The following is a 21462-nucleotide window of genomic DNA, read 5'->3' as shown; positions in this document are numbered from 1 at the left end:
TGAGTGCCGGACGAGACAACGGATCACGACATGGCGATTACGCTCGACATCGCGCGGGACAATCCGAACGCGCCCACCGTTTCAGCCGCTGACGGCATGCTTGCCGCCGGCGACGACAAGCCGACCCTGATCGGCCTGTCGCGCGAGGAGCTCGGAGAAGCGCTCGGCACCATCGGCGTGCCGCAGAAACAGTGGCGCATGCGCGCTTCGCAGCTGTGGCACTGGCTTTATGTGCGCGGTGTCTCCGACTTTTCGCAAATGACCAACATTGCCAAGGACCTGCGCCAGAAACTGGACGAAGCCTTCACCATTGCCCGTCCGGAAATCGTCGACGAGCAGATTTCGGTCGACGGCACCCGCAAGTGGCTGTTCCGGTTTCCGCCCCGCGGCGCCGGCCGCCCTGTGGAAGTGGAAACCGTCTACATCCCGGAAGAAGGCCGCGGCACGCTCTGTGTCTCTTCCCAGGTCGGCTGCACGCTGACCTGCACCTTCTGCCACACCGGCACGCAGAAAATGGTCCGCAATCTGACGGCCGAGGAAATCCTGTCGCAGATCCTGATTGCCCGCGACCGGCTGGGCGACTTTCCGGATGCCTCGACGCCCCAGGGTGCGATCGTTCCTTCCGAAGGCCGTCTGGTCACCAACATCGTCATGATGGGCATGGGCGAACCGCTTTACAATTTCGACAATGTCAAACAGGCGCTTCTGATCGCGTCGGACGGCGACGGCCTGTCGCTGTCCAAGCGCCGCATCACCCTGTCGACCTCGGGTGTCGTGCCGGAGATATTCCGCACCGGCGACGAGATCGGCTGCATGCTGGCGATCTCGCTGCACGCGGTGAACGACGAGCTGCGCGACTTGCTGGTGCCGATCAACAAGAAATGGAACCTCAAGGCCCTCTTGGACGCCTGCCGGAACTATCCGGGGCTCTCCAACGCCAAGCGCATCACCTTCGAATACGTGATGCTGAAAGGCGTCAACGACAGCAACAAGGATGCGCTCGACCTGGTGCGTCTGCTGAAAGGCATTCCGGCCAAGATCAACCTGATCCCGTTCAACCCGTGGCCGGGCACCGACTATGAGTGCTCCGATTGGGAACGCATCGAGGAATTCGCCGACATCGTCAACCGGGCCGGCTACGCCTCGCCGATCCGCACCCCGCGCGGCCGCGACATCTTCGCCGCCTGCGGCCAGCTTAAATCGGCCTCTGAACGCATGCGCAAGAAGGACCGCGAGGCGCTTGCGGCGTCTTGAGCGGGCGGTCATAGCGAGAACAGGAAACGGCGGCCCATGGCCGCCGTTTTTGCTTTCCTATAAGGACACATTCCATCTGAAGTCATCCCGGCCAAGCAAAGAGCGAGCCGGGATCGGGGAGCCAAAGGCTCTGACCGGTAAGGTCCTTTCCAATCGGAGGACTTCGGCTCCCCGGTCCCGGGTCTTCGCTGCGCTTCGCCCAGGATGACGAACTCAACTCATTATAGACAAACAGCCCAAGGCCAGAATCTCGGCACAGAGATACTGGCCACCGGCTTAGTCTCCGACCGTCCTCAGGCGGCCGCGACGTTTTGCAGGAAATCCCCCACGGAGGCGCTGAGCGCCTTGAGTTTTTCGTTGGCGTCGTGGGTTGCCTTGTCGACCGACTCTGCCGAATGGGAGGTCGATTTCACGGACGAACTGACATTCGACATGTTGTCGCTCGCGGCCCGGGTTCCGGACGACGCTTCCGAAGCGCTGCGGCTGATTTCGCCGGTGGCCGCGTCCTGCTGCTGAACGGCGGCGGCGATCGACGCCGTGTTCTCGTTGGCCTTTTCCATGATCGCGGCAATGCCCTCGATGGCGGCAACGGCCTGTTCGGTCGCCACCTGGATCTCGGAGATCTGCGTGGAAATCTCCTCGGTCGCCTTGGACGTCTGTGTCGCCAGCTCCTTGACCTCCGCCGCAACCACGGCAAAGCCCTTGCCGGCTTCGCCCGCCCGGGCCGCCTCGATCGTTGCGTTGAGGGCGAGAAGATTGGTCTGTTCGGCGATCGCCTGGATGAGTCCGATCACCTCGCCGATCCGCGCCGACCCGGAGGACAGCAATTCCATCTTCTGCGTGCTGGCGTGAGTCTGATCCGTGGCATCCGCGATCACACGGGTGGTTTCCTCCACCCTCTGGCCGATCTCAGAGATCGAGGAAGACAGTTCCTCGGTCGCCGCGGCGACGAGCTGGACGTTGCCGGATGCCTGTTCGGTGGCCGACGCCGCACTGTTGACCTCCTGGGACGCGTCGGACGCCGTCGTCATCATGGACGCGGCGCTCGACTGCATTTCGGACATGGCGGTATCGACCGCGCTGAGCATTTCCGAGGATTGGTTGCGGAAATTCTCGATCAGGGATTCGATGCGCTGCTGACGGACGGTGCGCTGGCGCTCTTCTTCCTTGCGAGCCTCTTCCAGACGCGCCTGTTCCGCCACACCGTCGCGGAAGCCGGCAATGGCCTTGGCGATCTCACCGAGCTCGTCCCGGCGCTTCGCTTCTACGAATTCAACACTGACATCGCCGCCGGCGAGTTTCGTCGCGCTCCGAACCAGACTGCCGATCGGATTGACGATCGACCGCGCGGCCAGCCAGCCGACCAGCATCATGACACCGAAGATCGCGACACAGATGAGGGCGATCTGGTTGCGCAGGGCGATGACCGGCGCCAGGATTTCGTCATGGGCCTCGGCGGTGACAACCGCGAGCTTGGCGCCCTGGAATTCGAGCGGCACCGCCGCCGCGAGATAGTCCTCTCCGCGGAAATTGTCCAGATGGCCAAGCGCGGTCTTGCCGGTCAGGGCCGTATCGACAATCGACGCATCGAGGCTCGCCTGTAGAATGTCATTCTCATCGGGCGTCTTTGCGCTATCGTTGCGGAACAGCTTGTCTGCGCCGACCAGGATGGCTTCGCCGCTTTCTCCCATTCCCTTGGTGTCCGCCATGACACTGTTGATATTGTCGATCGGCATCTGGAAAACAAGCACGCCGATTTTCTTGCCGTTTTCGACGATAGGGGTCGATATGAAGCTCGCCGGGGCATCAAAGCTCGGCGCATAGGGCTTGAAGTCGAAGAAGTGGATCGCATCCTGGCTGCCGTTCCAGGCTGCCTTGAAGGCGTTGCCGAGATCCGTTTCGGCGTACTTGCCAGTCTTGAGATTGGTGGCGTAGTCCAGTTCCTTGAAGACGGTATAGACCAGCGAGCCGTCCTCGGCGAACAGGAAGATATCATAGTAGCCGCGCGTCTTGAGCATGGTGCGGAACCAGGGATGATATTTGCCGTGCGCCTGATCGTAGACCGTGTCGCCCGCGCTCATCAGGGCGTCTTTTTCGCCGGTCGGATTGGGATTGTCGTGAATATAGGCGCTTTGCAACACCGCCTGTGCATCGCCGTCATGCCCGTCCCATGCGCCTTTGAAGTCTGTCAGCGCTGTCTTCACGAACGGGCTCGCCGCCGTAACGGTCAGGTCCTGGACAATGGACTCCAGATAGTGCGACAGGTCCTGCGCCCGCGTCTCCGCCAAAGCCGAAAGACGCAGCTTGGCCTGATCTTCAATATTCGACGAGCTCACCCAATAAGCGAGCGCCCCCACGAAAAGGGCTGCTACGACGGAACAGCCGGAGATGATCGCCGGAATACGAAATCGTAGCTTGGAAAGTTGCACAGCCATGGCTCACTCGTGTTTTGGTGTTTATTTACCTAGCGTCGCGCCAATGGATTTCCGGGAAGTTAATTCCAATTGATTTACTACATGTTTTCAAAAATAAAGGACATAAAATATTTCTTATTATTACCTAGAGTGGAAGATTCTCATAAAGTGAACTGGAATTACGAAGTAAGTTACCTCATTAGTTGCATTTTTCTATTTAGGGAACCATTTTTGATTTTGACCAATCCGGGGATGCATTCCTTCAATAATTTCGAATCCCGACAACAACAGAACTCCTCACGCAAAAGGCCGCCCGGAGGCGGCCTTTCGCTTGACGTCGCTGATCGGATCAGACCAGGCCGTTTTTCGCCAGCGGCAGGGTGGTCACCCAGTCGCCCTTGGCCGCCGCAATAGCGTTCGCAACTGCCGGACCGATCGGTGGGGTACCGGGTTCGCCGATGCCGGTCGGGGCCTCGTTGGAGGCAACGATATGCACCTCCACCTCCGGCATGTCGGACATACGGATCGGCTCATAGGTGTCGAAGTTGGTTTCCTCGACAACCCCGTCCGCCAGCGTCACCTGATTGCGCAGGATCGCGCCGAGACCGTAGCCGATGCCGCCTTCGACCTGGGCGCGGATATTGTCCGGGTTGATCGGTGTGCCACAATCGACGGCCGCCGTCACCTTCTCCACCTTCACCGTGCCGTCGTCCCGGAAGGAGATCTCCGCGACCTCGGCCACATAGGAACCGAAGGACTTGTGCACGGCGACACCGCGATAACGGCCTTCCGGCGCAGGCGTGTCCCAGCCGGCCTTTTCAGCCGCCAGCTTCAGGACACCCACTTTGCGCGGATCGTCCTTGATCATTTCCAGACGGTAGGCCACCGGATCCTTGCCGGCTTCCTTGGCGAGGCGGTCGATCATGGTTTCCATGACATAGGCGGTGTGGGTATGGCCCACGGAGCGCCACCACAGAACCGGAACCTTCGTTTCCTGGAAGGCCTGATCCATGTTCATCAGCGGGAACGCATAGGTCGTGTCATGCGCGCCTTCGGTCATGTTGTGATCGACGCCGTCCTTCATCAGCATGGCTTCGAACGGCGTGCCCTTGACGATGGACTTGGCGGCAATGTTGTACTTGAACGCGGTGACATTGCCGTCGGCGTCCAGGCCGGCCTTGATCTTGTGCGCAGACATCGGCCGGTAATAACCGCCGACCATGTCGTCCTCGCGGGTCCAGACGATCTTGACCGGTGCCGGCTCCATGCCGGCGGCCTGCATGGCCTTGGCAAGCGTGGTGATTTCCACCACCGGATGGGCATCGGCCTGCGCGCGCCGGCCGAAGGAACCGCCGGCCCAGAGCGTGTTGATCTTGACCTTCTCGAAGGGAATGCCGAGCACGGTGGCCGCGACATTGTGGTCGATGGTCGGAATCTGCGAACAGAACCAGAATTCGGCCGTTTCGCCATCGAACATCATGGCGATGTCCAGCGGTTCCATGGCGCCATGGGCCAGGAACGGGAATTCGAAATCCGCTTCGATCAGCCGGTCGGACGCGGCAAGCGCTGCGTCGACGTCACCGTCTTCACGCACCTTGACGCCCGGCTTGGCGGTCAGTTCGGCGAGTTCCGCGAGCATCGCATCGCTGGAACGGGTCTCGGCCTCGCTGTCGTCCCATTCGATCTCGAGCAGCTCGCGCCCCTTGATCGCCGGCCAGGTGGACTTGGCAATCACGGCGACCCCGTTCGGGATCTGAAGCACGTTGACAACGCCCGCAACCTTCTTGGCTTCGGTCGCGTCGAACGACTTGACCTTGCCGCCGAACCGCGGCGCGCGGGCGACCACGGCCACCAGCAGATCGTCGCGCTGGAAATCCATGGTGTAGGTCTTCGGCGCACCGACCGTCTTGTTCCTGACGTCGAGACGTTTGAACGTCTTGCCGATATAAACCCACTGATCCGGAGTTTTCAGGACCGGTTCCGCAGGCACGTCCTCATTGGCAGCCAGACCTGCCAGCTCGCCGAGCGTGGCGGACTTGCCGGAGCCGTGCGAGACCACGCCTTGCGAGACGGTGATCTCACCGGCCGGCACGCCCCAGTCCTTGGCCGCGGCGGCAATGATCATGGCCTTGGCCGCGGCCCCGGCGGCGCGGTACTGCATGAAGGAGTTGGCCATGGCGGTGGAACCGCCGGTGCCCTGCACGCCGAACAGCGTGTTGGCATAGACCTGCGGGTTGGACGGGGCGAACTCAACCGTGACCTGGTCCCAGGACGCGTCGAGTTCGTCGGCGACCAGGGTCGACAGACCCGACGCGGTGCCCTGGCCCATGTCGAAATGCTTGGACACGACCACGACCGTGTTGTCCGGACGGATATGCACGAACGGCTGGATGAACTCGCCCTCGGCGGCAGACGCGGTGCCGCGCGGCAGGTTCATGGCCAGCACCAGACCGCCGACAGTTCCGGCAGAGATCTTCAGGAAGGACCGGCGGGTCGGCCGGGACGCTTCGAGCGGCTTTTGCAGGAGATGCAACATGGATCAGCCCTCCATCTTGTCGGCGGCAAGGTGGATCGCCTTGCGGATACGGGCATAGGTGGCGCAGCGGCAGACATTGCCGTCCATGGCCGCGTCGATGTCGTCGTCGGTCGGCTTCGGCGTTTCGGCCAGAAGCGCGGTCGCAGCCATGATCTGGCCGGACTGGCAATAGCCGCATTGCGGCACGTCCAGTTCGTTCCAGGCGGCCTGGACGGCCTCGGCTGCCTTGTCGTTGATGCCTTCGATAGTGGTAATGTTGGCGCCTTCCAGGTCGCCGACAAACGTCTGGCAGGAGCGGATCGGTGTACCGTCCATATGGACGGTACAGGCACCGCAAGAGGCGATGCCGCAGCCGAATTTCGTGCCGGTCATTCCAAGCTCGTCGCGCAGAGCCCACAGGAGCGGGCTTTCGGGATCGGCATTGAGCGTGCGCGTTTCCCCGTTGATTGTGAGTGTAACGGACATTTGGGGGGCGTCTCCTTTGGCTGGCCTTATCTGGCTAAAGGATGTAAACTACACAGTGCAGTGTAGTCGCTGGATCTGCATCTGTAAACGCCCTAGTTTACATAGGGCCGGTTTTTTGGGATGAAAGGGTTGGGCTTGCATTCTCCTGCAGGGACGGTGGCAGGAGGGAACGGGAAGTAAATGTCCGTATCGGATCAGAAGAAAAAACAGATCGTCGTGGCGGCGATCGCGGAGTTCCAGGAAAAAGGCTATGCCGGCGCCAGCATGGACCGGATCTCCGAACGTGCCCAGGTTTCCAAACGAACGGTCTACAATCACTTCGAGAGCAAGGACGCACTGTTTCGGGCCATCAACCAGTGCCTGGCCGACCAGGTCAATTCCGCGCTCGAGCTGCGCTACGATCCGGACCTGCCGATCCGCGACCTGCTTGTCCGCCTTGGCTGGGCGGAAGGCGACCTGATGATCAATCCCTGTTTCATGGGCCTTGCCCGCATGGTGATGAGCGAGACCATCCGCGATCCCGACCTCGCCGCCGACATGGACAGCCGCATGACCAAGCTCAACGTCTTCCGCGAATTCATCGAGCGGGCGGCCAGCGAGGGCAAGCTCCATGTCGAGGACCCGTCTCTGGCCGCCACGCAGTTTCTCGGCCTGATCAAGTCACGGTCCTTCTATCCGAACATTCACAGCGGCCGCGTCACCGAACGGCCCGAAATGGAACGGATCATCGAGGAAAGCGTCGACATGTTCCTGGCCCGTTACGGGGTCAAGGATGCGGAAAGCCAGGCGGCGGCGGAGTGAATTGCCGATTAAGCCAATTCTATAGACAATACAGTTGCTGAAGAATGTCTTCCAATACCCTTGTTCTTGAGCCGGATCCGGTCAAAAAACGCCTTGTGCTCCTCGGACTGCCGACCATTGCCTTTGTAGCGATCGGTGCAGTCATGTTCGCTGTTTTCAAGGATTTTCGGGTCGGCTTCATGTTCTACCTCGCCATTGGCGGGGTCATCTACTGGTCTGTCTTCCGCTACTTGAAATCGACGCCCCAGGACAGCCGCCTGGAACTTGGCAGGGATGGCCTGGACCTGACCTTGTCCGGAACCGTGAGCTTTCACAAATGGGAGTCGCTGTCTCGCATCACTCTTGTGGAACAGGTCTCGGAGGACGAAAACGGCAAGTTGCATGCGCATTCCCATTTTCTGGCACTGCGTTTCCTGACCTCCGACACTGAAAATCCCGACAGCCCGACACAGGTTTCGAACGCGGATCTTCTGATCCCGATAGACCTGTATATCTCCCACCACCGCTATTCAGGACGCACTGAAAAGCAGGAGGCTGCCTGCAAGTCGGCTCTGGATCTTGCCAATACCGTGAATGCCTGGCGGGACTATGCCCTGAACCTGGAAATTGCCGCAGTCCAGACGCCGGTCGTGCAGACTAGAAACAATGTTTTGCCTGACCTGTCGCTGGAAATCTACGCCAAGCTCACGAGCTGATCACCCCTTCTCCCCGACCGGCTTTTCCAGGAGCTGCCCCCAGCGGGTGCGTTCGGCCATCTGCTCCCGTGTCTTCTCGGAGATCAGCCCCTTGACGTTCTCCGGCACCCAGCCGCCGCCGAGGCCCTTGTAGACTGCAATCAGGTTGGTCAGCACATTGGCTTCGGCCGCGATCAGGCGTTCCTGAGTCGCCAGCAGGCTGCGCTGAGCGTCGACCACCCGGTTGTAGGAGGCCGTGCCGTCCTCATATTGCGCGTCGACTTCCGCGACCGCGTCGCGGGCCGCCGCCAAGCTGCGGCGCAGATAGACAGCCTGCTGCTTGGACCGCAGAAAGCCCGTCAGCGCATTCTCCACTTCCGAATAGGCGGACAGCACCGTGTTTTCATAGTTGAGCAGCGTTTCCTGGAACTTGGCGTCCTGGACCCGGACATTGTTCTGGATGCGGCCGTAATTGAGGAAGTTCCAGGAAAAGCCCGGATTGATGAAACCGGCCGTGGTGCCGTTGTTGAAGAGATTGGCAAAATCATCCGCCCGAACGCCAATCGCACCGGAAATGGAAAAGGCCGGAAAGAGATCCGCCTTGGCAACGCCGATCTGCGCCGACTGGGCGGCGGCCACATATTCCGCGTAGCGAATGTCCGGCCGACGGCGCAGCATTTCCGCCGGAACGCCGATGGCAACCTCCGCCGGCGCCCTCGGGAAGCGGGCCTTTGTGCCGAGCCGCGACTTCATGCCGCCCGGCGGCTCGCTGAGGAGCAGGCTGAGCGCGTTATAGACCTGGGCCAGCTCCGCTTCGTAAGCAGGAATGCCGGCGAGCGTGTTGTTGTAGAGAACCGTCGCCTCATTGACGTCGAGCTTGGTCGCCGCGCCGTTCTCCAGGCGCAGCCTGGTGATGTCGAGCGATTTCTTCTGCAGGGCGGCGTTGCTGCGCGAGGCCGCGATCAGCTGCTGCAATTCGCGCACCGTGACATAGGTCGCGGCAATGTCGCCGGTCAGCGTCACCAGGGCATCGTCATAAGAGGCGATGCTGGCCTTCAGATTGGCATCCGCCGACTGGACATCGCGGCGGATCTTGCCCCAAACATCGATTTCCCAGCCGGCGTCGAAGCCCGTCTGCACCCGGGTGATGTGGTCGTTGACGAGGCCGATCCGCTCCAGGTCGCGGATGAACGGGTCTTTTGCGCTGAAGCGGATGCTTTTTGAACTGCCGTTGATTTCCTGCACCTGCGGAAACAGTTCACCGCGCGCGATGCCGAGCTGGGCGCGTGCCTGGTAGACCCTGACACCGGCGGCCTGCAGGCCGACATTCTGCCGGTAGGCCTGGGCGATCAGGCTGTTGAGCGTGTCGTCCCGGAACACATGCCACCAGGGCACGGACTGGGCGCTGCGGCTGGTGAAACCGGTGCGGCTGTCGACGGGCAGATTAGCGCCCTTGCTCCAGCTGTCGAGCACGGGCGCTTCCGGGCGTTCGAAATCCGGTCCGACCATGCAACCGCCGGCGAAAAGCGCGCCGCCGAGAGCGATCCATCGCGCTGTCTTCCGAAAAAGCCCCATCCCCAAACTCACACGTCGAACGGCACGATGAAATTGACCCAGGTGTAGAGCCTGAGATTGACCCGGCGCAGCACGGCCACCCAGTCGCCGCCACCGCCGGTATAGATCGCCGCCGCACCATGGGCGCCGGCCGGATAGCGTTTCAATGCCGGATCGTCGCTGAGATCGATCTCGACCGCGAACCGCCCCTGCGGGCTCATGAAAAGAAACTCGGGCACCCGGCCATGGGGCACGATCTGGCCCTGGCCGGTTCCCTCCCAGATGGCCTTGACCTTGCCCTTGAAGATCTGGCCCGGATAGATGTCGAGCGCGACTTCCACCGGCATGTCAGGCTCCACGAATTTCAGATGTTCCTGATAGAAGGTCGCCAGGAAATAAGGATCGGCATCGGCCACGAAGGCCGCGATCGCGCCGACCCGGAACCCGCCGACCACAAGTCCCGGCCGCGCCTGCTGCGAGATGATCACCCCGTCCTCCGGCGCGTAGATCGTGGTCTGGTCGACGTAATATTGCGCCTGGTCGACCTGCGCCTGGGCGGCGGCTACCTGGGCATTCACCCCGCCGATCTGGGCCTCGACCGCGAGCTGGGCCTTTTTCAGATCCGCTTCGGCCTCGGCAACCTGGGCCTTGGCCGAAATCAGCTTCGAGGTCCACTGGTCAAGCGTTTCCTGCTTGGCGCCACCTTTCGGCACCAGGTCGGTGTAGCGGTCGACCTGCTGCTGGGCATAGGTCTCGTTGGCCCTGGCCTCGTCGAGGGAATCCTGCGCCTGATCGACATCTTCCTCCAGGATCTTGGCGTTCTGCTGCGCGCTGACCAGGTTCGCCTGCGCTTCGGCGAGCTGGGCCCGATACAGCGTCTTTTCGAACTGATAGAGCTTGTCGCCTTTCTTCACTTTCTGGTTCTGGGCGACGAACACCTCTTCCAGCACGGTCGGATGCGGCAGGCGCGGCGCGATCTGGATGGTCTGGCGGATGACATGGCCGTCGATCGTATAGGGCGTAAAGAATCTCAGGAACACGATCAGCAGAAACAGGACGTGGAAGCCCACCCAGAAGGAGACCACGCCCCAGGCGATGTTGAATTTCAGCCAGCGGAACCGGTAGAACACCAGCCACATGAAAATCGCATAGGCGGCCAGGATCAGAAGAGCGATGGTCATGCGGCGGCCCCGCCTTTCGGCCCGTCCGGCGCGCCCGGGGGCGGCAGATCGGCCGCCTCGACATCCGATAGTGTCGCGGGCACCGTTTCAATCGCGCTGTCGCCCGCCTTCGGCGCTGCCGGATCCCCTGAGCCGTCTCCGGTCACACTCACCTTCGGCAGCTTGCGCACGTCGACTGTCATGGAATCGTGATAGGCCCACATCAGCGCGTGGAACCACGGAAACACCGTGAAGAGGCCGATCCAGCCGCCGAGCTTGACCGATTCCGCATGCGGGTGATTGCGCTTTTCCGCAAGTTTCCCAGGCAACCCGCCCAGCGTGACCATGGCATAGAAAAACGCGACGATGACCAGGAGCAAAAGCACGAAGGTCAGGTAGTCATACCCGTCGAGCTCAAAATCGATCAGACCCATGCCACCTCCCAACACCGGCCGGGCCGCAAGGCCCCTGTTTCACCTTTTGTGAATACCCTCGGCTGCCCGCCGGTCAATTGCAAGTTTCCTGTGCTGCGCGTCTCGCGCCCGGCTGTTGTTTCGTGGCGACACGAACGGCGACCATTTGACGGCTTAGAGGGACTTGCGCACCGCATAAAACCGGCTAAATTGCGGCAAATTTTCAACCGCGCGGGTTCCCCCGCAAGAACGACGAACTGGACCTTCCCAAAAATGGCGCATGGTGACATCAAGAAAGTCGTGCTGGCCTATTCCGGCGGCCTCGACACCTCCATCATCCTGAAATGGCTGCAGACCGAACTCGGCTGCGAAGTGGTGACCTTCACCGCCGATCTTGGCCAGGGCGAGGAGCTGGAGCCGGCCCGCAAGAAGGCCGAGATGATGGGCATCAAGGAAATCTACATCGACGACCTGCGCGAGGAATTCATCCGCGACTTCGTCTTCCCGATGTTCCGCGCCAATGCCGTCTATGAAGGCGTCTACCTGCTCGGCACCTCGATTGCCCGGCCGCTGATCTCCAAGCGTCTGATCGAGATCGCCGAGGAAACCGGCGCCGACGCCATTGCCCACGGCGCCACCGGCAAGGGCAACGACCAGGTCCGTTTCGAGCTGTCCGCCTACGCGCTCAATCCCGACATCAAGGTAATCGCGCCATGGCGCGACTGGACGTTCAAGTCGCGCACCGACCTGCTCGACTTTGCCGAGAAGAACCAGATCCCGGTGCCGAAGGACAAACGCGGCGAAGCGCCGTTCTCCGTCGACGCCAACATGCTGCATTCGTCTTCCGAAGGCAAAGTCCTGGAAGACCCGGCCGAGGAAGCGCCGAACTACGTCTTCCAGCGCACGGTCGATCCGACCGAGGCGCCTGATGTCGTCACCGAGATCGAGATCGGCTTCGAAAAGGGCGATGCCGTCTCTCTCAACGGCGAGAAAATGTCGCCGGCGACCCTCTTTGCCAAGCTCAACGACTATGGCCGCGACAACGGCATCGGCCGTCTCGACATGGTCGAGAACCGCTTCGTCGGCATGAAGAGCCGCGGCATCTACGAGACGCCGGGCGGCACCATTCTTCTGACCGCGCACAGGGCGATGGAATCGATCACCCTTGATCGTGGCGCCGGCCACCTCAAGGACGAGCTGATGCCGCGCTATGCCGAACTGATCTATAACGGCTTCTGGTTCTCGCCGGAGCGCGAAATGCTGCAGGCCCTGATCGACAAGAGCCAGGAGCATGTCACCGGCACGGTGAAGCTGAAGCTCTACAAGGGCAATGTCATCCTGATCGGCCGCTCCTCGCCCTATTCGCTCTATTCCGAAGAATTGGTCACCTTCGAGGACGACCAGGGCGCCTACGACCAGAAGGACGCCGCTGGCTTCATCAAGCTGAACGCCCTGCGCCTGCGCACGCTGGCCAAGCGCGACCGGATCGGCTGAGAGGCTCATCATGACTGGACCGGCGGCTGCAGAGTTGACAGAACGGCTCGCGGCCGCCGGTTTTTTATGTCTCGGCGGTTTTGAACCGGAGCCGTCCAGCCTGGTGCCGCCGCTGCCCGGCGGCGGTGCGGCAAGGTCGCTGCTTCTGATCGGCAGCACCGGCCCGTCGATCTGGCGGTCCCTTTCAAAAAGCCCGGAAACGCTGGATGGATACGCCGATCCCCTCGATCGTTATACCCGGCGGGTTCTGACGGAGATCGCTGCGACCGAAGGTTTCGGCGTGGTTTTTCCCTTTGACGGGCCGCCCTATCACCCATTCCAGCAATGGGCGAAAAAATGCGGCGGCTTTTCGCAAAGTCCGATGGGTGTCCTTGCGCACAGGGACCTTGGGCCCTGGGCCGGCTTCCGAGCTGCCTTTCTCTCTGAAAACCCGTTGGTAACTGGCGAGGGCACTGGAGCGCCCGGCCCATGCGAGAGCTGTGGCGGCAAGCCCTGCATCAACGCCTGCCCCGCAAACGCCCTGTCGGAAGCGGCCGGCTATGACGTGCCCAGGTGCCGCGCGCATCTGAAAGCGGATCGGAACGCCGACTGCTGGTCGGGCTGTCTGGCCCGCCGGGCCTGTCCCTATGGCGCGGAACATCAGCAGGGTCCGGCCAATGCCCGGTTCCACATGGAAAGCTTCATAGGCCACTAGGCGATCAGGGTCTCCCCGGGCGGCAAAATCCTTTTCACGCTCAGTGATGCGCCGGATCTGCGCCGAAGAGGCCCTTGTAACAGGGGCGGCAGGCAATCAGGATCGATACAGTCACCGCCAGAGCCGTTCCGGCGATCACATCGACAAAGTAATGACCGCCGAAGACCGGCACCGAGGCGATCATCACCAGCGAGAAGCTGGTCACCAGCCCGGACAGCGGTGTCCTGAAAAACCCGGCGATCAACAGAATGCCACCCGCGGTGTGAAACGAGGGAAACGTTGCCAGGCCAGCGGCCGAAACAAGGTTGATCGATGGAAATTCGGCCTCTCGCAGTGCCATCAGCTGCTTCAGATGGTAGACGCCGGGAGCCTTGCCAAAGCCCGCAATCTGATCGATCGGACCGAAATGATGAGCGACCGCCGCCAAAGCGGGAAAGAACAAGGCAATGGCCGTCGAAAGCGTTGCCGTGATCAGGAAGATTTCGCAGAAATATCGGGCGCGGGCGGTGCGCCCCATAAAGATGAGAGCAATGAAGCCCAAGAGGCTGGCGCCGTCGAACGCGACATAGGCGATCTTCAGGATCATCGCCAGGACCGGATGGCTTTGGACAAAGCCGAAATAGCCAAGCCAATCAAGCCCCAGGCTCTTGTCCCAGGCATCCAGAATGGGATCGGCTAACGGAAGGGCAAGGCTCATCGTCAGGTGGTTGAACACCCGCAGGGTCGCGAGGGCGAGAAAAATGAACACCACCCCCTTCAAAAGGAGTTGGAGCCGTTCCCGCTGGATCGCGCTGAAGGAACTGCGCAATCCGACATAGGCCTCGAGCAGAAGACAGGTCAGAACAATAAGAACATAAGGCAGCGTCGAAACGAGGGGAATAGAAACCCTAAGAAACGCTCCGAGACAAAATGTCGTCAGCGCGACCGCTGAAAACAGGAACCAGTTGAGCGTGCCGGGAAAGGCAAGCTGACGTCGTTGCCCATGCCCTGGCAAATTGGCGGCAATTGGCGGAGACACTGGGGAAAATGCAGAACTCTCTTTGCCGAAGCTGAACCGGGTCGAAATCGTCATGTCAAAAGCACTGCAACTAAAAAAGAACGGGTTGGCAGCCAAAATACAATTTAAAGCTTTAATGAAATGTTTCTGCATATGTCTAAAATTACAGTGTCATAACTTGGCATAATACTTCGCAGGGCCTGGGCAAAGCCGTGTCCGCCGCAGGCAAGGCGAGTCGGCATTGTTTGCAGGAGGCAGGCCACGCCTATTCGGCCCGGGAGAATGAAAAGTCCTCTCAAGCATAGAACAGCGTGCTTTAGGAAGGCCAGCTAGCCGGAACCACCCAGCTGTGTCGCAGCCAAGGTCTCTTTCCGACGTTTCGACGAAGGCCTCAGGTGGATCCAGGCAACGCGGCCGGGCGCGAACAAGCCCCGGGCTTTCCGGCTGAACAGCGGCGGATGGTGGTCGCCGACGATCACGATCTCGGTTGGCGCAAGGCCATCACTCAAGGCAATGTCCCGCACGAGATGCGAGATGTTCAGCCATTGCTCAGCCATGCGGCAAAGTTCGAGATCTTTGAACCTGGTGTCTTCCTCGCATCCGAGCCTGGGTGGCACTTCGCCCGGCTGCACGGGTTTGTGCGAATTGAGGGTCAGCCAATAGGCAAACTTCCTGTTCCCGTCCGCCTCCAGCAGAAACCGGCCAACCGCTTCCGCCGCGTCCGTGTCGCAATAGCCCACAAATGCAATGCCACAGGTCGGCAGGTTCCGGCTTTCGTCGAACCCCATCCTGTTTTCCAAAAAGTTCAGCTCCTGAAAGCCGATTTTCGGGTACCAGTCGAACCGCTCGAAGAAGTTGCCGGTGAAGGCGTGAAAGGCCGCGGTCCTGTAGCCGACTGCGAGCGCTTTTGCCGGCAGGCAGTCAACGGCGTCCCTTGTCCGAAAGTCCCGGTAATCCGCCTTGAGATTGCAAAGCTCCCGCGCTTCGCCTGACGTGGTCGAGCCGAAATAGACGGCATCTCCCTGAGCGACGTCATAGGCTTCCCGCACGTCTTCCTTGAGCAAGGGATTCCAGACCGCATCGCGCAGCTCCTGCGATCGAAAGGCGCCGAGCCCCTCGACCACGACAATCAGCACGTTGCGCTCGGCCGTGTCGTCCAGATGGGCTTGCACATTGCCATAGATGCTGGCGGCATCCCCCGTCGGGACGAAACTCTCCTCGATGCTGCTGGTAGCAAGCGCATATTCAGATGGCAAGGCGTTGAGCCACCAGTCCAGACCAGCATAGACGGCCAGCACCACGAAGAAGGGAGCCAGATTGATGGCCGCGCGGTGCCGCTTGGCATCCACCACGACCGTGTAGGTCAAGGCGAAGGACACCAGCAGCACACCGAGCGCCGCCATGTAGATCACCGAGTTTCCGAGATTGAGATTACCGGCATAACGCAGGGAATCGAACAGCATCGGCAAGGGCATCTGGAAGAAATTCGAGATCAAGACCAGGGCGTCCACGGTCATGACCGCCAAAAGCAGCACGAAAAACACGGCCCGCGGCACAAATAGTCCCAACAGGCACACGAGTGACAGCAGCAGCACAAAAAAGGTTCGAAACGGACAATAGAAGAAGCTTAGAAGGATATAGGTTGCATTCGGGATCAATATTGACAAAAACGCGAAGCGCATTGCGCGTTTTGACAGTATCTTTTTCGCTTTGAGGCAACTGAAGACTCTGTCTGCAACTTCAGGCATTGCAACCCCGATCTTGAACACATCGGATTTTTACCGGTAACTCTTAAGTTAGGATGAAAGCTCCCTAAAGGAATCCGAATACATCGCGCTTGCGAAACACTCGACTTCCAAAGAGGTCGGTCACTCGTCCGACAAACGCACCACGCCGTCCTGATCCGGACAAGTCTCAAGCGCCTCGGCGGCCGTGCGGCCATCTGCCAGGGGCGCGTCCGGCCAGATCTCGGCCAGGGGGATCAGGACAAAGGCCCGTTCGCCCATGCGCGGATGCGGAATTTCCAGATCCGGCTCGGCAATCGTCGCCATGCCGCAGATCAGCACATCGACATCGATCACCCTTGGACCCCAGCGCACCTCGCGCACCCGGCCGAGCTCGTTCTCGATTTCAAGGCAGCGCCGCAACAGCTCTCGCGGGCTCAAGGTGGTGTCGATAACCACGCAGATATTGATGAAATCGTCCTGCTCCACCGGCCCCCAGGGCGGCGTGCGGTAGTTGGACGAGCGCGCGACCAGCGTGATCCCTGCCGTCTCCTCCAGCCTGGCAACCGCAGCGTCAAGGTTCGCCTCCGGATCGCCAAGATTGGAGCCGAGCCCCAGGGCGCACCGGGTGGGCGCGCTGCGTGTCGGTGCTTGTGGCACAGTCGATGAAGTGGTCATTCAGGTCGGGTTCCGTTCCAGCCGGGTTGCCTCCAGCATACGCGCGCAATGCACATGCGGACGTACGTCATGGGCCCGAACGATCGCCGCGCCCTTCAGCATGGCGGTCAGATGTACCGCCATGGAGCCAAAAAGACGGTCTTCCATTTCCGCGTTGAGGACCGCGCCGATCATGCGTTTGCGCGATGCACCCGCCAAGAGCGGCAGACCGTGCTTGGCCAACGTGTCGAACCGGTTCAGAATCCGGAAATTCTGATCAATGGTCTTGCCGAAGCCGAACCCCGGATCGAGAATCTGCTTGTCTTTCGCAATGCCGGCCCTGTCGGCAAGCTTCATGGAGGCCTCAAAGAAACGGTCGATATCGGCCAGGATGTCGATCTCAGGATCGACCCCGGTCCGATTGTGCATCATCACCACGTGAACGCCGGCCTCGGCGACACAATCGGCCATGGCCGGGTCCTTCTGCAGGCCCCAGACATCGTTGACGATCACCGCTCCCGCGGCGCAGGCCCGACGGGCAATCTCCGCCTTGTAGGTGTCGATGGAAACGGGTGTGCCCATGGCGATCACCTCGTCCAGGATCGGTTCCAGCCGCGCCCATTCCACGTCCAGTGGCACCGGTTCGGATCCGGGGCGTGTGCTTTCGCCGCCGACATCGAGAATATCGGCGCCTTCGGCTATCATCTGCCGCGCGTGCGCAAGGGCCGTTTCAGCCACCGCATGTTTGCCGCCGTCGGAAAAGGAATCCGGTGTGACATTGAGAATGCCCATCACATGCGGGCGCTCGTTGGTGCGATCGAAGCGCGGCAGGTCATAGGATGTTTGGGTCGGCATGAAAGCGTCCTTCTGACGGTACATCCACGGTTTGGCGTGTCGGACCCGGCGGGTCAAGGCGCACAAGCGGCACCGTCATGAAAATTTCGGACAACGGTCTTGGAACCGACATTCCAATGTCACGGGATGACCGCACCTGTGTCTTTTGCCAAGGACCCGCGCCTGCGGGTCCCAGCCAGGAGTTTTCAAAATGTCTTCACGTGTATCACGCCGCAATTTTCTGAAATCGTCGGTGGCCACTGGCCTCGCCCTCACGTCCCCGCTTGCAATGCCGGGTATTTCCCGCGCCGCATCGCGCCCTGAAATCACCCATGGCCTGCAGTCGGGCGATGTTGACGCCCAGTCCGGCATGATCTGGGCGCGCACCGACCGGCCGGCCAAAATGCTGGTCGAGGTCGATACCACCGGCTCGTTTGAAACGCCGCGCCGCCTGGCGCCGATCGATGCCCTGCCGGAGAGCGATTTCGCCGCCAAGCGCCTGTTGGAAAACCTGCCGTCCGACCAGGAAATCTTCTACCGGGTTGCCTTTGCCGATCTGAACGACGTCAACGCCATCTCCGAGCCGATGACCGGCCGTTTCCGCACCGCGCCGTCCTCGCGCCGCGACGTCCGCTTCGCCTGGTCCGGCGACACCGCCGGCCAGGGCTGGGGCATCGACACCGACCGGGGTGGCATGAAGACCTATGCCACCATGGCCAAACACCAGCCGGATTTTTTCATCCATTCCGGTGACACCATCTATGCCGACGGTCCTATGAAGGAGAGCGTCGAACTGAAGGACGGCACGATCTGGAAAAACATTCTCACGGAAGAAAAATCCAAGGTTGCCGAGACGCTGGACGAATATCGCGGCCAGTGGAAATACAACCTGCTGGACGAAAATCTGCGTGCCTTCAACGCGGAAGTGCCGACCTTCTTCCAATGGGACGATCATGAAGTCGTCAACAACTGGTCATCCGCCAAGGATCTCGTTTCCGACGACCGTTATTCGGAAAAGAACATCCACCTGCTCGCGGCCCGCGCAGGCCGCGCCTTCCACGAACTGACACCGATCCGCTACACACCGTCAGAACCAGGCCGTGTCTACCGCAAGATCTCCTATGGTCCGCTGCTGGACGTGTTCTTCCTGGACCTGCGTTCCTATCGCGGCCCGAACGGCGCTTCCATGGAAGAGACCCTAACGCCGGATGCCCGCATCCTCGGCGCGGAACAGCTGGCCTGGCTGAAACGTGAGCTCCTGAACTCCGACGCCACCTGGAAGGTGATCGCCTGCGACATGCCGATCGGCCTGATCGTCTGGGACAACTGGAAAGAGCAGGCAGGCGCCGAGGCTATTGCCAATGGCGATCATGGCGCGCCGAAGGGCCGCGAACTGGAATTCGCCGATCTGCTGCGCTTCATCAAGACCGCGGACATCGACAACATTGTCTGGCTGACCGCCGATGTGCACTACACCGCCGCGCACTACTACAATCCGGACAAGGCCCAGTTCCAGGACTTCAAGCCGTTCTGGGAATTCGTTTCCGGCCCGATCCATGCCGGCACCTTCGGTCCGAACGATCTCGATAGGACCTTCGGCCCCGAAGTGAAATACGTGAAGGCCCCGACCGCCGAGCAGGGCGCCAACCTGCCGCCGTCCATGGGCCTGCAGTTCTTCGGCCTGGTCGACATTGACGGCCAGTCCGAACAGCTGACAGTGCGCCTGATGGACCGCGACGACCAGGAGCTGCACAAGGTCACGCTGGATCCGGTACGCCGGGGGTAACAGACCACGTGCAATGGCGGGCCGGGAAACCGGCCCGCTTGTTTCTCGAAACACCCCACCTTCGTCTTCCCGGCCAAGCGCAGCGCGAGCCGGGACCGGGGAGGCACAAGCGCCGCCAGCAAGGCGCTAACACCATCTGGCCCGTGGCTCTCCGGTCCCGGATCTTCGCTTCGCTGCGTCAGGGATGACGATGAAGGGGCTTGTTTCTCGGCTACTCGGCAGCTGCCATGTGCAGCGCCTGGCTCTTGCAGATCTGATTGAGGACTATACCGGCAATCGGCATGGCCGGCAGCACCACCGCCAGACCCAGGACCGGGTCGTGCAGAGCCGCGATGATCAGGCTGGCGACAATACCGCCGCCGAACTGCAGAAACCCGACCATGGAAGACGCCGCCCCGGCAATGTGCGGAAACGGCGCCATTGATTCCGTGAAGCTCGCGGGCAGCACCAGGGCGAGCCCGAACACGAACAGCGCCACCGGCCCCATCACTGTCAGGATAGTCGGCTGCTGGGTCAGCGTCAGCAGGCACATCAGCGCCGAGGCAACCACCCAGATTGCCATGCCATAGGGCACCAGCCGGCGGGCCTCAAACCGTCTCAACAACCGACCGGTCAAGACGGTGCCGGAAATGAACGAACCGGACTGGATGATCATGGTCAGGCCGAATTCGGACGGCGACAGGCCGACCTCGTAGATCAGGACAAACGGCAGGACGGTGGCCAGAGCATAGAGATTGCCAAGGCCGAAGCCGATCAGCAGGCTGGGCCCAAGAAAGCGCGGATCCTTGAGCAGCGTCGTGTAGTTGCGCGCCAGCTGCGCCGGCTTCAGATGATGGGTTCCCGGGCTCGGATTGGTTTCCACCTGGAAAAAGGCAACCGCGACCATCAGAAGGCCGCCGTAAATGACCATGCACCAGAACACTTCCTGCCAGCCAAACAGCTCCAGCACGAAGCCGCCGATGGTCGGAGACACCGCCGGCCCGAGCGCCAGCATCATGGCGACGGTGTTCATGATCCGCGCCGACTCCTGTCCGGTGAACTGGTCCCGGACGATGGCCCGGGCGACAGCGATGCCGACCGCCGCGCCGATCCCCTGAAGTGCCCGGGCGAACACCATGAATTCCACCGTCGGCGCAAAGGTCGCAAGAATACTGGAAACGAGATAGAGCGTCAGGAAGGCGAGGGTCACCGGCTTCCGGCCGAAGGCGTCCGTCAGCGGACCGCAAATCAGCTGCGTGACCGCGAACCCTGCGAAATAGGCCGTCAGGGTCAGCTTGACTGCGCTGTCGCTCGTCCCAAACGCTTCCACCAGGGCCGGCATGGCCGGTGTATAGAGCGCCATCGAAATGGGGCCGATGGCAACAAGCCCGGCCCCCAGAAGCGATGTGCGTCTTGCGCTCATGATCGAGCTGTCGGCGGTCATTTCTGTTTTTCCCTGGACGCCTCCTGCAGCAGGCTGTCCTTCATGGTCTGTAAAAGGGCTTCCAGTGTCTTCCGGTCCTCGGGCGCGACCTCCTCGAGGGCCTTGGAGCGCACCTTCTGAAGGGCTTCACCGATCCGCTCCAGCAGGGGATTGGCATCGGGCAAAAGCTCGATCAGCTTGGCGCGCTTGTCGTTCGGGTCCGGGCAGCGCCGGATCAGACCGGCCTTTTCCAGCGTGTCCAGGTAACCCACTAGGGTCATCGGCTCGACATACATCCGGTCGGCCAGCATGGCTTGGCGTTCGCCGGGGTTGCGCCAGACATAAAACAGCGTGCGCGCCTCGCCGGCGGTCAGGCCCGTGTCGACCCTGGCCAGTTCCGCATCGAAGCGCCGCCGGAGCAACCGTGCCAGATCCACGACCAGCATTGTCACGCCGACATTCGGAGAAGGTAGGCCCATCACCGCCCCTTTTTTAATAAGGTTACCTTACGAATATGTGAAGCCTGGATGCGCTGTCAATCCGCTGAAGTGACACTGCATTGCACAATTCCCCCGCGCCACGTATAAAGGCGCCAAAATCGGC

18 protein-coding genes are annotated in these 21462 nt (G+C 61.1%); 6 read left to right on the top strand and 12 right to left on the bottom strand.

Translation table 11 applies throughout. The annotated features are described in order from the left end of the window. Positions 1 to 96: 96 nt before the first annotated feature. Entirely contained in the window at positions 97 to 1254 is a 1158-nt protein-coding gene (gene rlmN, locus M0H32_RS09620; protein WP_248153551.1) for a dual-specificity RNA methyltransferase RlmN, read from the top strand. 293 nt (positions 1255 to 1547) lie between these two features. On the opposite strand, the gene M0H32_RS09615 is transcribed toward rlmN, so the two are convergent. From M0H32_RS09615 to M0H32_RS09605, 3 genes are all read right to left on the bottom strand, one after another. Continuing rightward, the gene (locus tag M0H32_RS09615) at positions 1548 to 3689 is read right to left on the bottom strand and encodes a methyl-accepting chemotaxis protein (protein WP_248153363.1); all 2142 of its coding nucleotides are present in this window, start codon (positions 3687 to 3689) and stop codon (positions 1548 to 1550) included. 328 nt (positions 3690 to 4017) lie between these two features. Continuing rightward, positions 4018 to 6204 (bottom strand): xanthine dehydrogenase family protein molybdopterin-binding subunit, encoded by a 2187-nt coding sequence (locus tag M0H32_RS09610; protein ID WP_248153362.1) that lies wholly within the window; start codon positions 6202 to 6204, stop codon positions 4018 to 4020. Positions 6205 to 6207: 3 nt separating this feature from the next. Then, the gene (locus tag M0H32_RS09605) at positions 6208 to 6669 is read right to left on the bottom strand and encodes a (2Fe-2S)-binding protein (RefSeq protein ID WP_248153361.1); all 462 of its coding nucleotides are present in this window, start codon (positions 6667 to 6669) and stop codon (positions 6208 to 6210) included. Positions 6670 to 6849: 180 nt separating this feature from the next. Between M0H32_RS09605 and M0H32_RS09600 the strand changes: the two genes are divergently transcribed. Further along, complete coding sequence (locus tag M0H32_RS09600) at positions 6850 to 7470, top strand: TetR/AcrR family transcriptional regulator (RefSeq protein WP_248153360.1); 621 nt, start codon at positions 6850 to 6852, stop codon at positions 7468 to 7470. A gap of 44 nt (positions 7471 to 7514) precedes the next feature. After that, entirely contained in the window at positions 7515 to 8165 is a 651-nt protein-coding gene (locus M0H32_RS09595; RefSeq protein ID WP_248153359.1) for a hypothetical protein, read from the top strand. On the opposite strand, the gene M0H32_RS09590 is transcribed toward M0H32_RS09595, so the two are convergent. From M0H32_RS09590 to M0H32_RS09580, 3 genes are read right to left on the bottom strand one after another with little or no spacing between them, the layout of a single operon-like run. Then, positions 8166 to 9719, bottom strand: coding sequence for an efflux transporter outer membrane subunit (locus tag M0H32_RS09590; protein ID WP_248153358.1), 1554 nt, complete (start codon positions 9717 to 9719; stop codon positions 8166 to 8168). Between the two features lie 8 nt (positions 9720 to 9727). Continuing rightward, positions 9728 to 10879, bottom strand: a complete 1152-nt coding sequence (locus M0H32_RS09585; RefSeq protein ID WP_248153357.1) for an HlyD family secretion protein — start codon at positions 10877 to 10879, stop codon at positions 9728 to 9730. Then, positions 10876 to 11292, bottom strand: a complete 417-nt coding sequence (locus M0H32_RS09580; protein ID WP_248153356.1) for a DUF3302 domain-containing protein — start codon at positions 11290 to 11292, stop codon at positions 10876 to 10878. Before M0H32_RS09580 ends, M0H32_RS09585 begins: the two co-directional genes overlap by 4 nt. A 252-nt stretch (positions 11293 to 11544) precedes the next feature. Here M0H32_RS09580 and M0H32_RS09575 point away from each other — a divergent pair, with 252 nt between their 5' ends. Next, positions 11545 to 12765 carry an argininosuccinate synthase gene (locus M0H32_RS09575; protein ID WP_248153355.1) on the top strand — a complete coding sequence of 407 codons (1221 nt, stop codon included), beginning with the start codon at positions 11545 to 11547 and terminating at the stop codon, positions 12763 to 12765. Between the two features lie 10 nt (positions 12766 to 12775). Then, positions 12776 to 13459, top strand: coding sequence for a hypothetical protein (locus M0H32_RS09570; protein WP_248153354.1), 684 nt, complete (start codon positions 12776 to 12778; stop codon positions 13457 to 13459). A gap of 40 nt (positions 13460 to 13499) precedes the next feature. Here the strand turns inward: M0H32_RS09570 and M0H32_RS09565 are convergent, their stop codons facing one another. The 4 genes from M0H32_RS09565 to folP form a co-directional block, all read right to left on the bottom strand. Continuing rightward, positions 13500 to 14609, bottom strand: a complete 1110-nt coding sequence (locus M0H32_RS09565) for a phosphatase PAP2 family protein (RefSeq protein WP_248153353.1) — start codon at positions 14607 to 14609, stop codon at positions 13500 to 13502. A gap of 176 nt (positions 14610 to 14785) precedes the next feature. Continuing rightward, entirely contained in the window at positions 14786 to 16012 is a 1227-nt protein-coding gene (locus M0H32_RS09560) for a sulfatase-like hydrolase/transferase (protein ID WP_248153352.1), read from the bottom strand. A gap of 312 nt (positions 16013 to 16324) precedes the next feature. After that, positions 16325 to 16858, bottom strand: a complete 534-nt coding sequence (folK, locus tag M0H32_RS09555; RefSeq protein WP_248153351.1) for a 2-amino-4-hydroxy-6-hydroxymethyldihydropteridine diphosphokinase — start codon at positions 16856 to 16858, stop codon at positions 16325 to 16327. Then, positions 16859 to 17692 (bottom strand): dihydropteroate synthase, encoded by an 834-nt coding sequence (gene folP, locus M0H32_RS09550; RefSeq protein ID WP_248153350.1) that lies wholly within the window; start codon positions 17690 to 17692, stop codon positions 16859 to 16861. It lies immediately after the preceding gene. Positions 17693 to 17882: 190 nt separating this feature from the next. Between folP and M0H32_RS09545 the strand changes: the two genes are divergently transcribed. Further along, positions 17883 to 19457, top strand: a complete 1575-nt coding sequence (locus tag M0H32_RS09545; RefSeq protein ID WP_248153349.1) for an alkaline phosphatase D family protein — start codon at positions 17883 to 17885, stop codon at positions 19455 to 19457. Positions 19458 to 19668: 211 nt separating this feature from the next. On the opposite strand, the gene M0H32_RS09540 is transcribed toward M0H32_RS09545, so the two are convergent. Together M0H32_RS09540 and M0H32_RS09535 are read right to left on the bottom strand one after the other, a co-directional pair. After that, positions 19669 to 20880, bottom strand: a complete 1212-nt coding sequence (locus M0H32_RS09540) for a multidrug effflux MFS transporter (RefSeq protein WP_248153348.1) — start codon at positions 20878 to 20880, stop codon at positions 19669 to 19671. After that, positions 20877 to 21338, bottom strand: a complete 462-nt coding sequence (locus M0H32_RS09535) for a MarR family winged helix-turn-helix transcriptional regulator (RefSeq protein WP_248153347.1) — start codon at positions 21336 to 21338, stop codon at positions 20877 to 20879. The genes M0H32_RS09540 and M0H32_RS09535 overlap by 4 nt, the downstream gene beginning before the upstream one ends. Positions 21339 to 21462 lie beyond the last annotated feature (124 nt).

This window comes from Roseibium sediminicola, assembly GCF_023156505.1.
Lineage (GTDB): Bacteria > Pseudomonadota > Alphaproteobacteria > Rhizobiales > Stappiaceae > Roseibium > Roseibium sediminicola.
This window is presented reverse-complemented; position numbering and strand designations above follow the sequence as displayed.

What these genes read in the sequence shown, in the direction of transcription:
- rlmN (WP_248153551.1), top strand. Translation starts at nt 97, where the DNA reads ATGCTTGCCGCCGGCGACGACAAGCCGACCCTGATCGGCCTGTCGCGC.
- M0H32_RS09615 (WP_248153363.1), bottom strand. Translation starts at nt 3,689, where the DNA reads ATGGCTGTGCAACTTTCCAAGCTACGATTTCGTATTCCGGCGATCATC.
- M0H32_RS09610 (WP_248153362.1), bottom strand. Translation starts at nt 6,204, where the DNA reads ATGTTGCATCTCCTGCAAAAGCCGCTCGAAGCGTCCCGGCCGACCCGC.
- M0H32_RS09605 (WP_248153361.1), bottom strand. Translation starts at nt 6,669, where the DNA reads ATGTCCGTTACACTCACAATCAACGGGGAAACGCGCACGCTCAATGCC.
- M0H32_RS09600 (WP_248153360.1), top strand. Translation starts at nt 6,850, where the DNA reads ATGTCCGTATCGGATCAGAAGAAAAAACAGATCGTCGTGGCGGCGATC.
- M0H32_RS09595 (WP_248153359.1), top strand. Translation starts at nt 7,515, where the DNA reads ATGTCTTCCAATACCCTTGTTCTTGAGCCGGATCCGGTCAAAAAACGC.
- M0H32_RS09590 (WP_248153358.1), bottom strand. Translation starts at nt 9,719, where the DNA reads ATGGGGCTTTTTCGGAAGACAGCGCGATGGATCGCTCTCGGCGGCGCG.
- M0H32_RS09585 (WP_248153357.1), bottom strand. Translation starts at nt 10,879, where the DNA reads ATGACCATCGCTCTTCTGATCCTGGCCGCCTATGCGATTTTCATGTGG.
- M0H32_RS09580 (WP_248153356.1), bottom strand. Translation starts at nt 11,292, where the DNA reads ATGGGTCTGATCGATTTTGAGCTCGACGGGTATGACTACCTGACCTTC.
- M0H32_RS09575 (WP_248153355.1), top strand. Translation starts at nt 11,545, where the DNA reads ATGGCGCATGGTGACATCAAGAAAGTCGTGCTGGCCTATTCCGGCGGC.
- M0H32_RS09570 (WP_248153354.1), top strand. Translation starts at nt 12,776, where the DNA reads ATGACTGGACCGGCGGCTGCAGAGTTGACAGAACGGCTCGCGGCCGCC.
- M0H32_RS09565 (WP_248153353.1), bottom strand. Translation starts at nt 14,609, where the DNA reads ATGCAGAAACATTTCATTAAAGCTTTAAATTGTATTTTGGCTGCCAAC.
- folK (WP_248153351.1), bottom strand. Translation starts at nt 16,858, where the DNA reads ATGACCACTTCATCGACTGTGCCACAAGCACCGACACGCAGCGCGCCC.
- folP (WP_248153350.1), bottom strand. Translation starts at nt 17,692, where the DNA reads ATGCCGACCCAAACATCCTATGACCTGCCGCGCTTCGATCGCACCAAC.
- M0H32_RS09545 (WP_248153349.1), top strand. Translation starts at nt 17,883, where the DNA reads ATGTCTTCACGTGTATCACGCCGCAATTTTCTGAAATCGTCGGTGGCC.
- M0H32_RS09540 (WP_248153348.1), bottom strand. Translation starts at nt 20,880, where the DNA reads ATGACCGCCGACAGCTCGATCATGAGCGCAAGACGCACATCGCTTCTG.
- M0H32_RS09535 (WP_248153347.1), bottom strand. Translation starts at nt 21,338, where the DNA reads ATGGGCCTACCTTCTCCGAATGTCGGCGTGACAATGCTGGTCGTGGAT.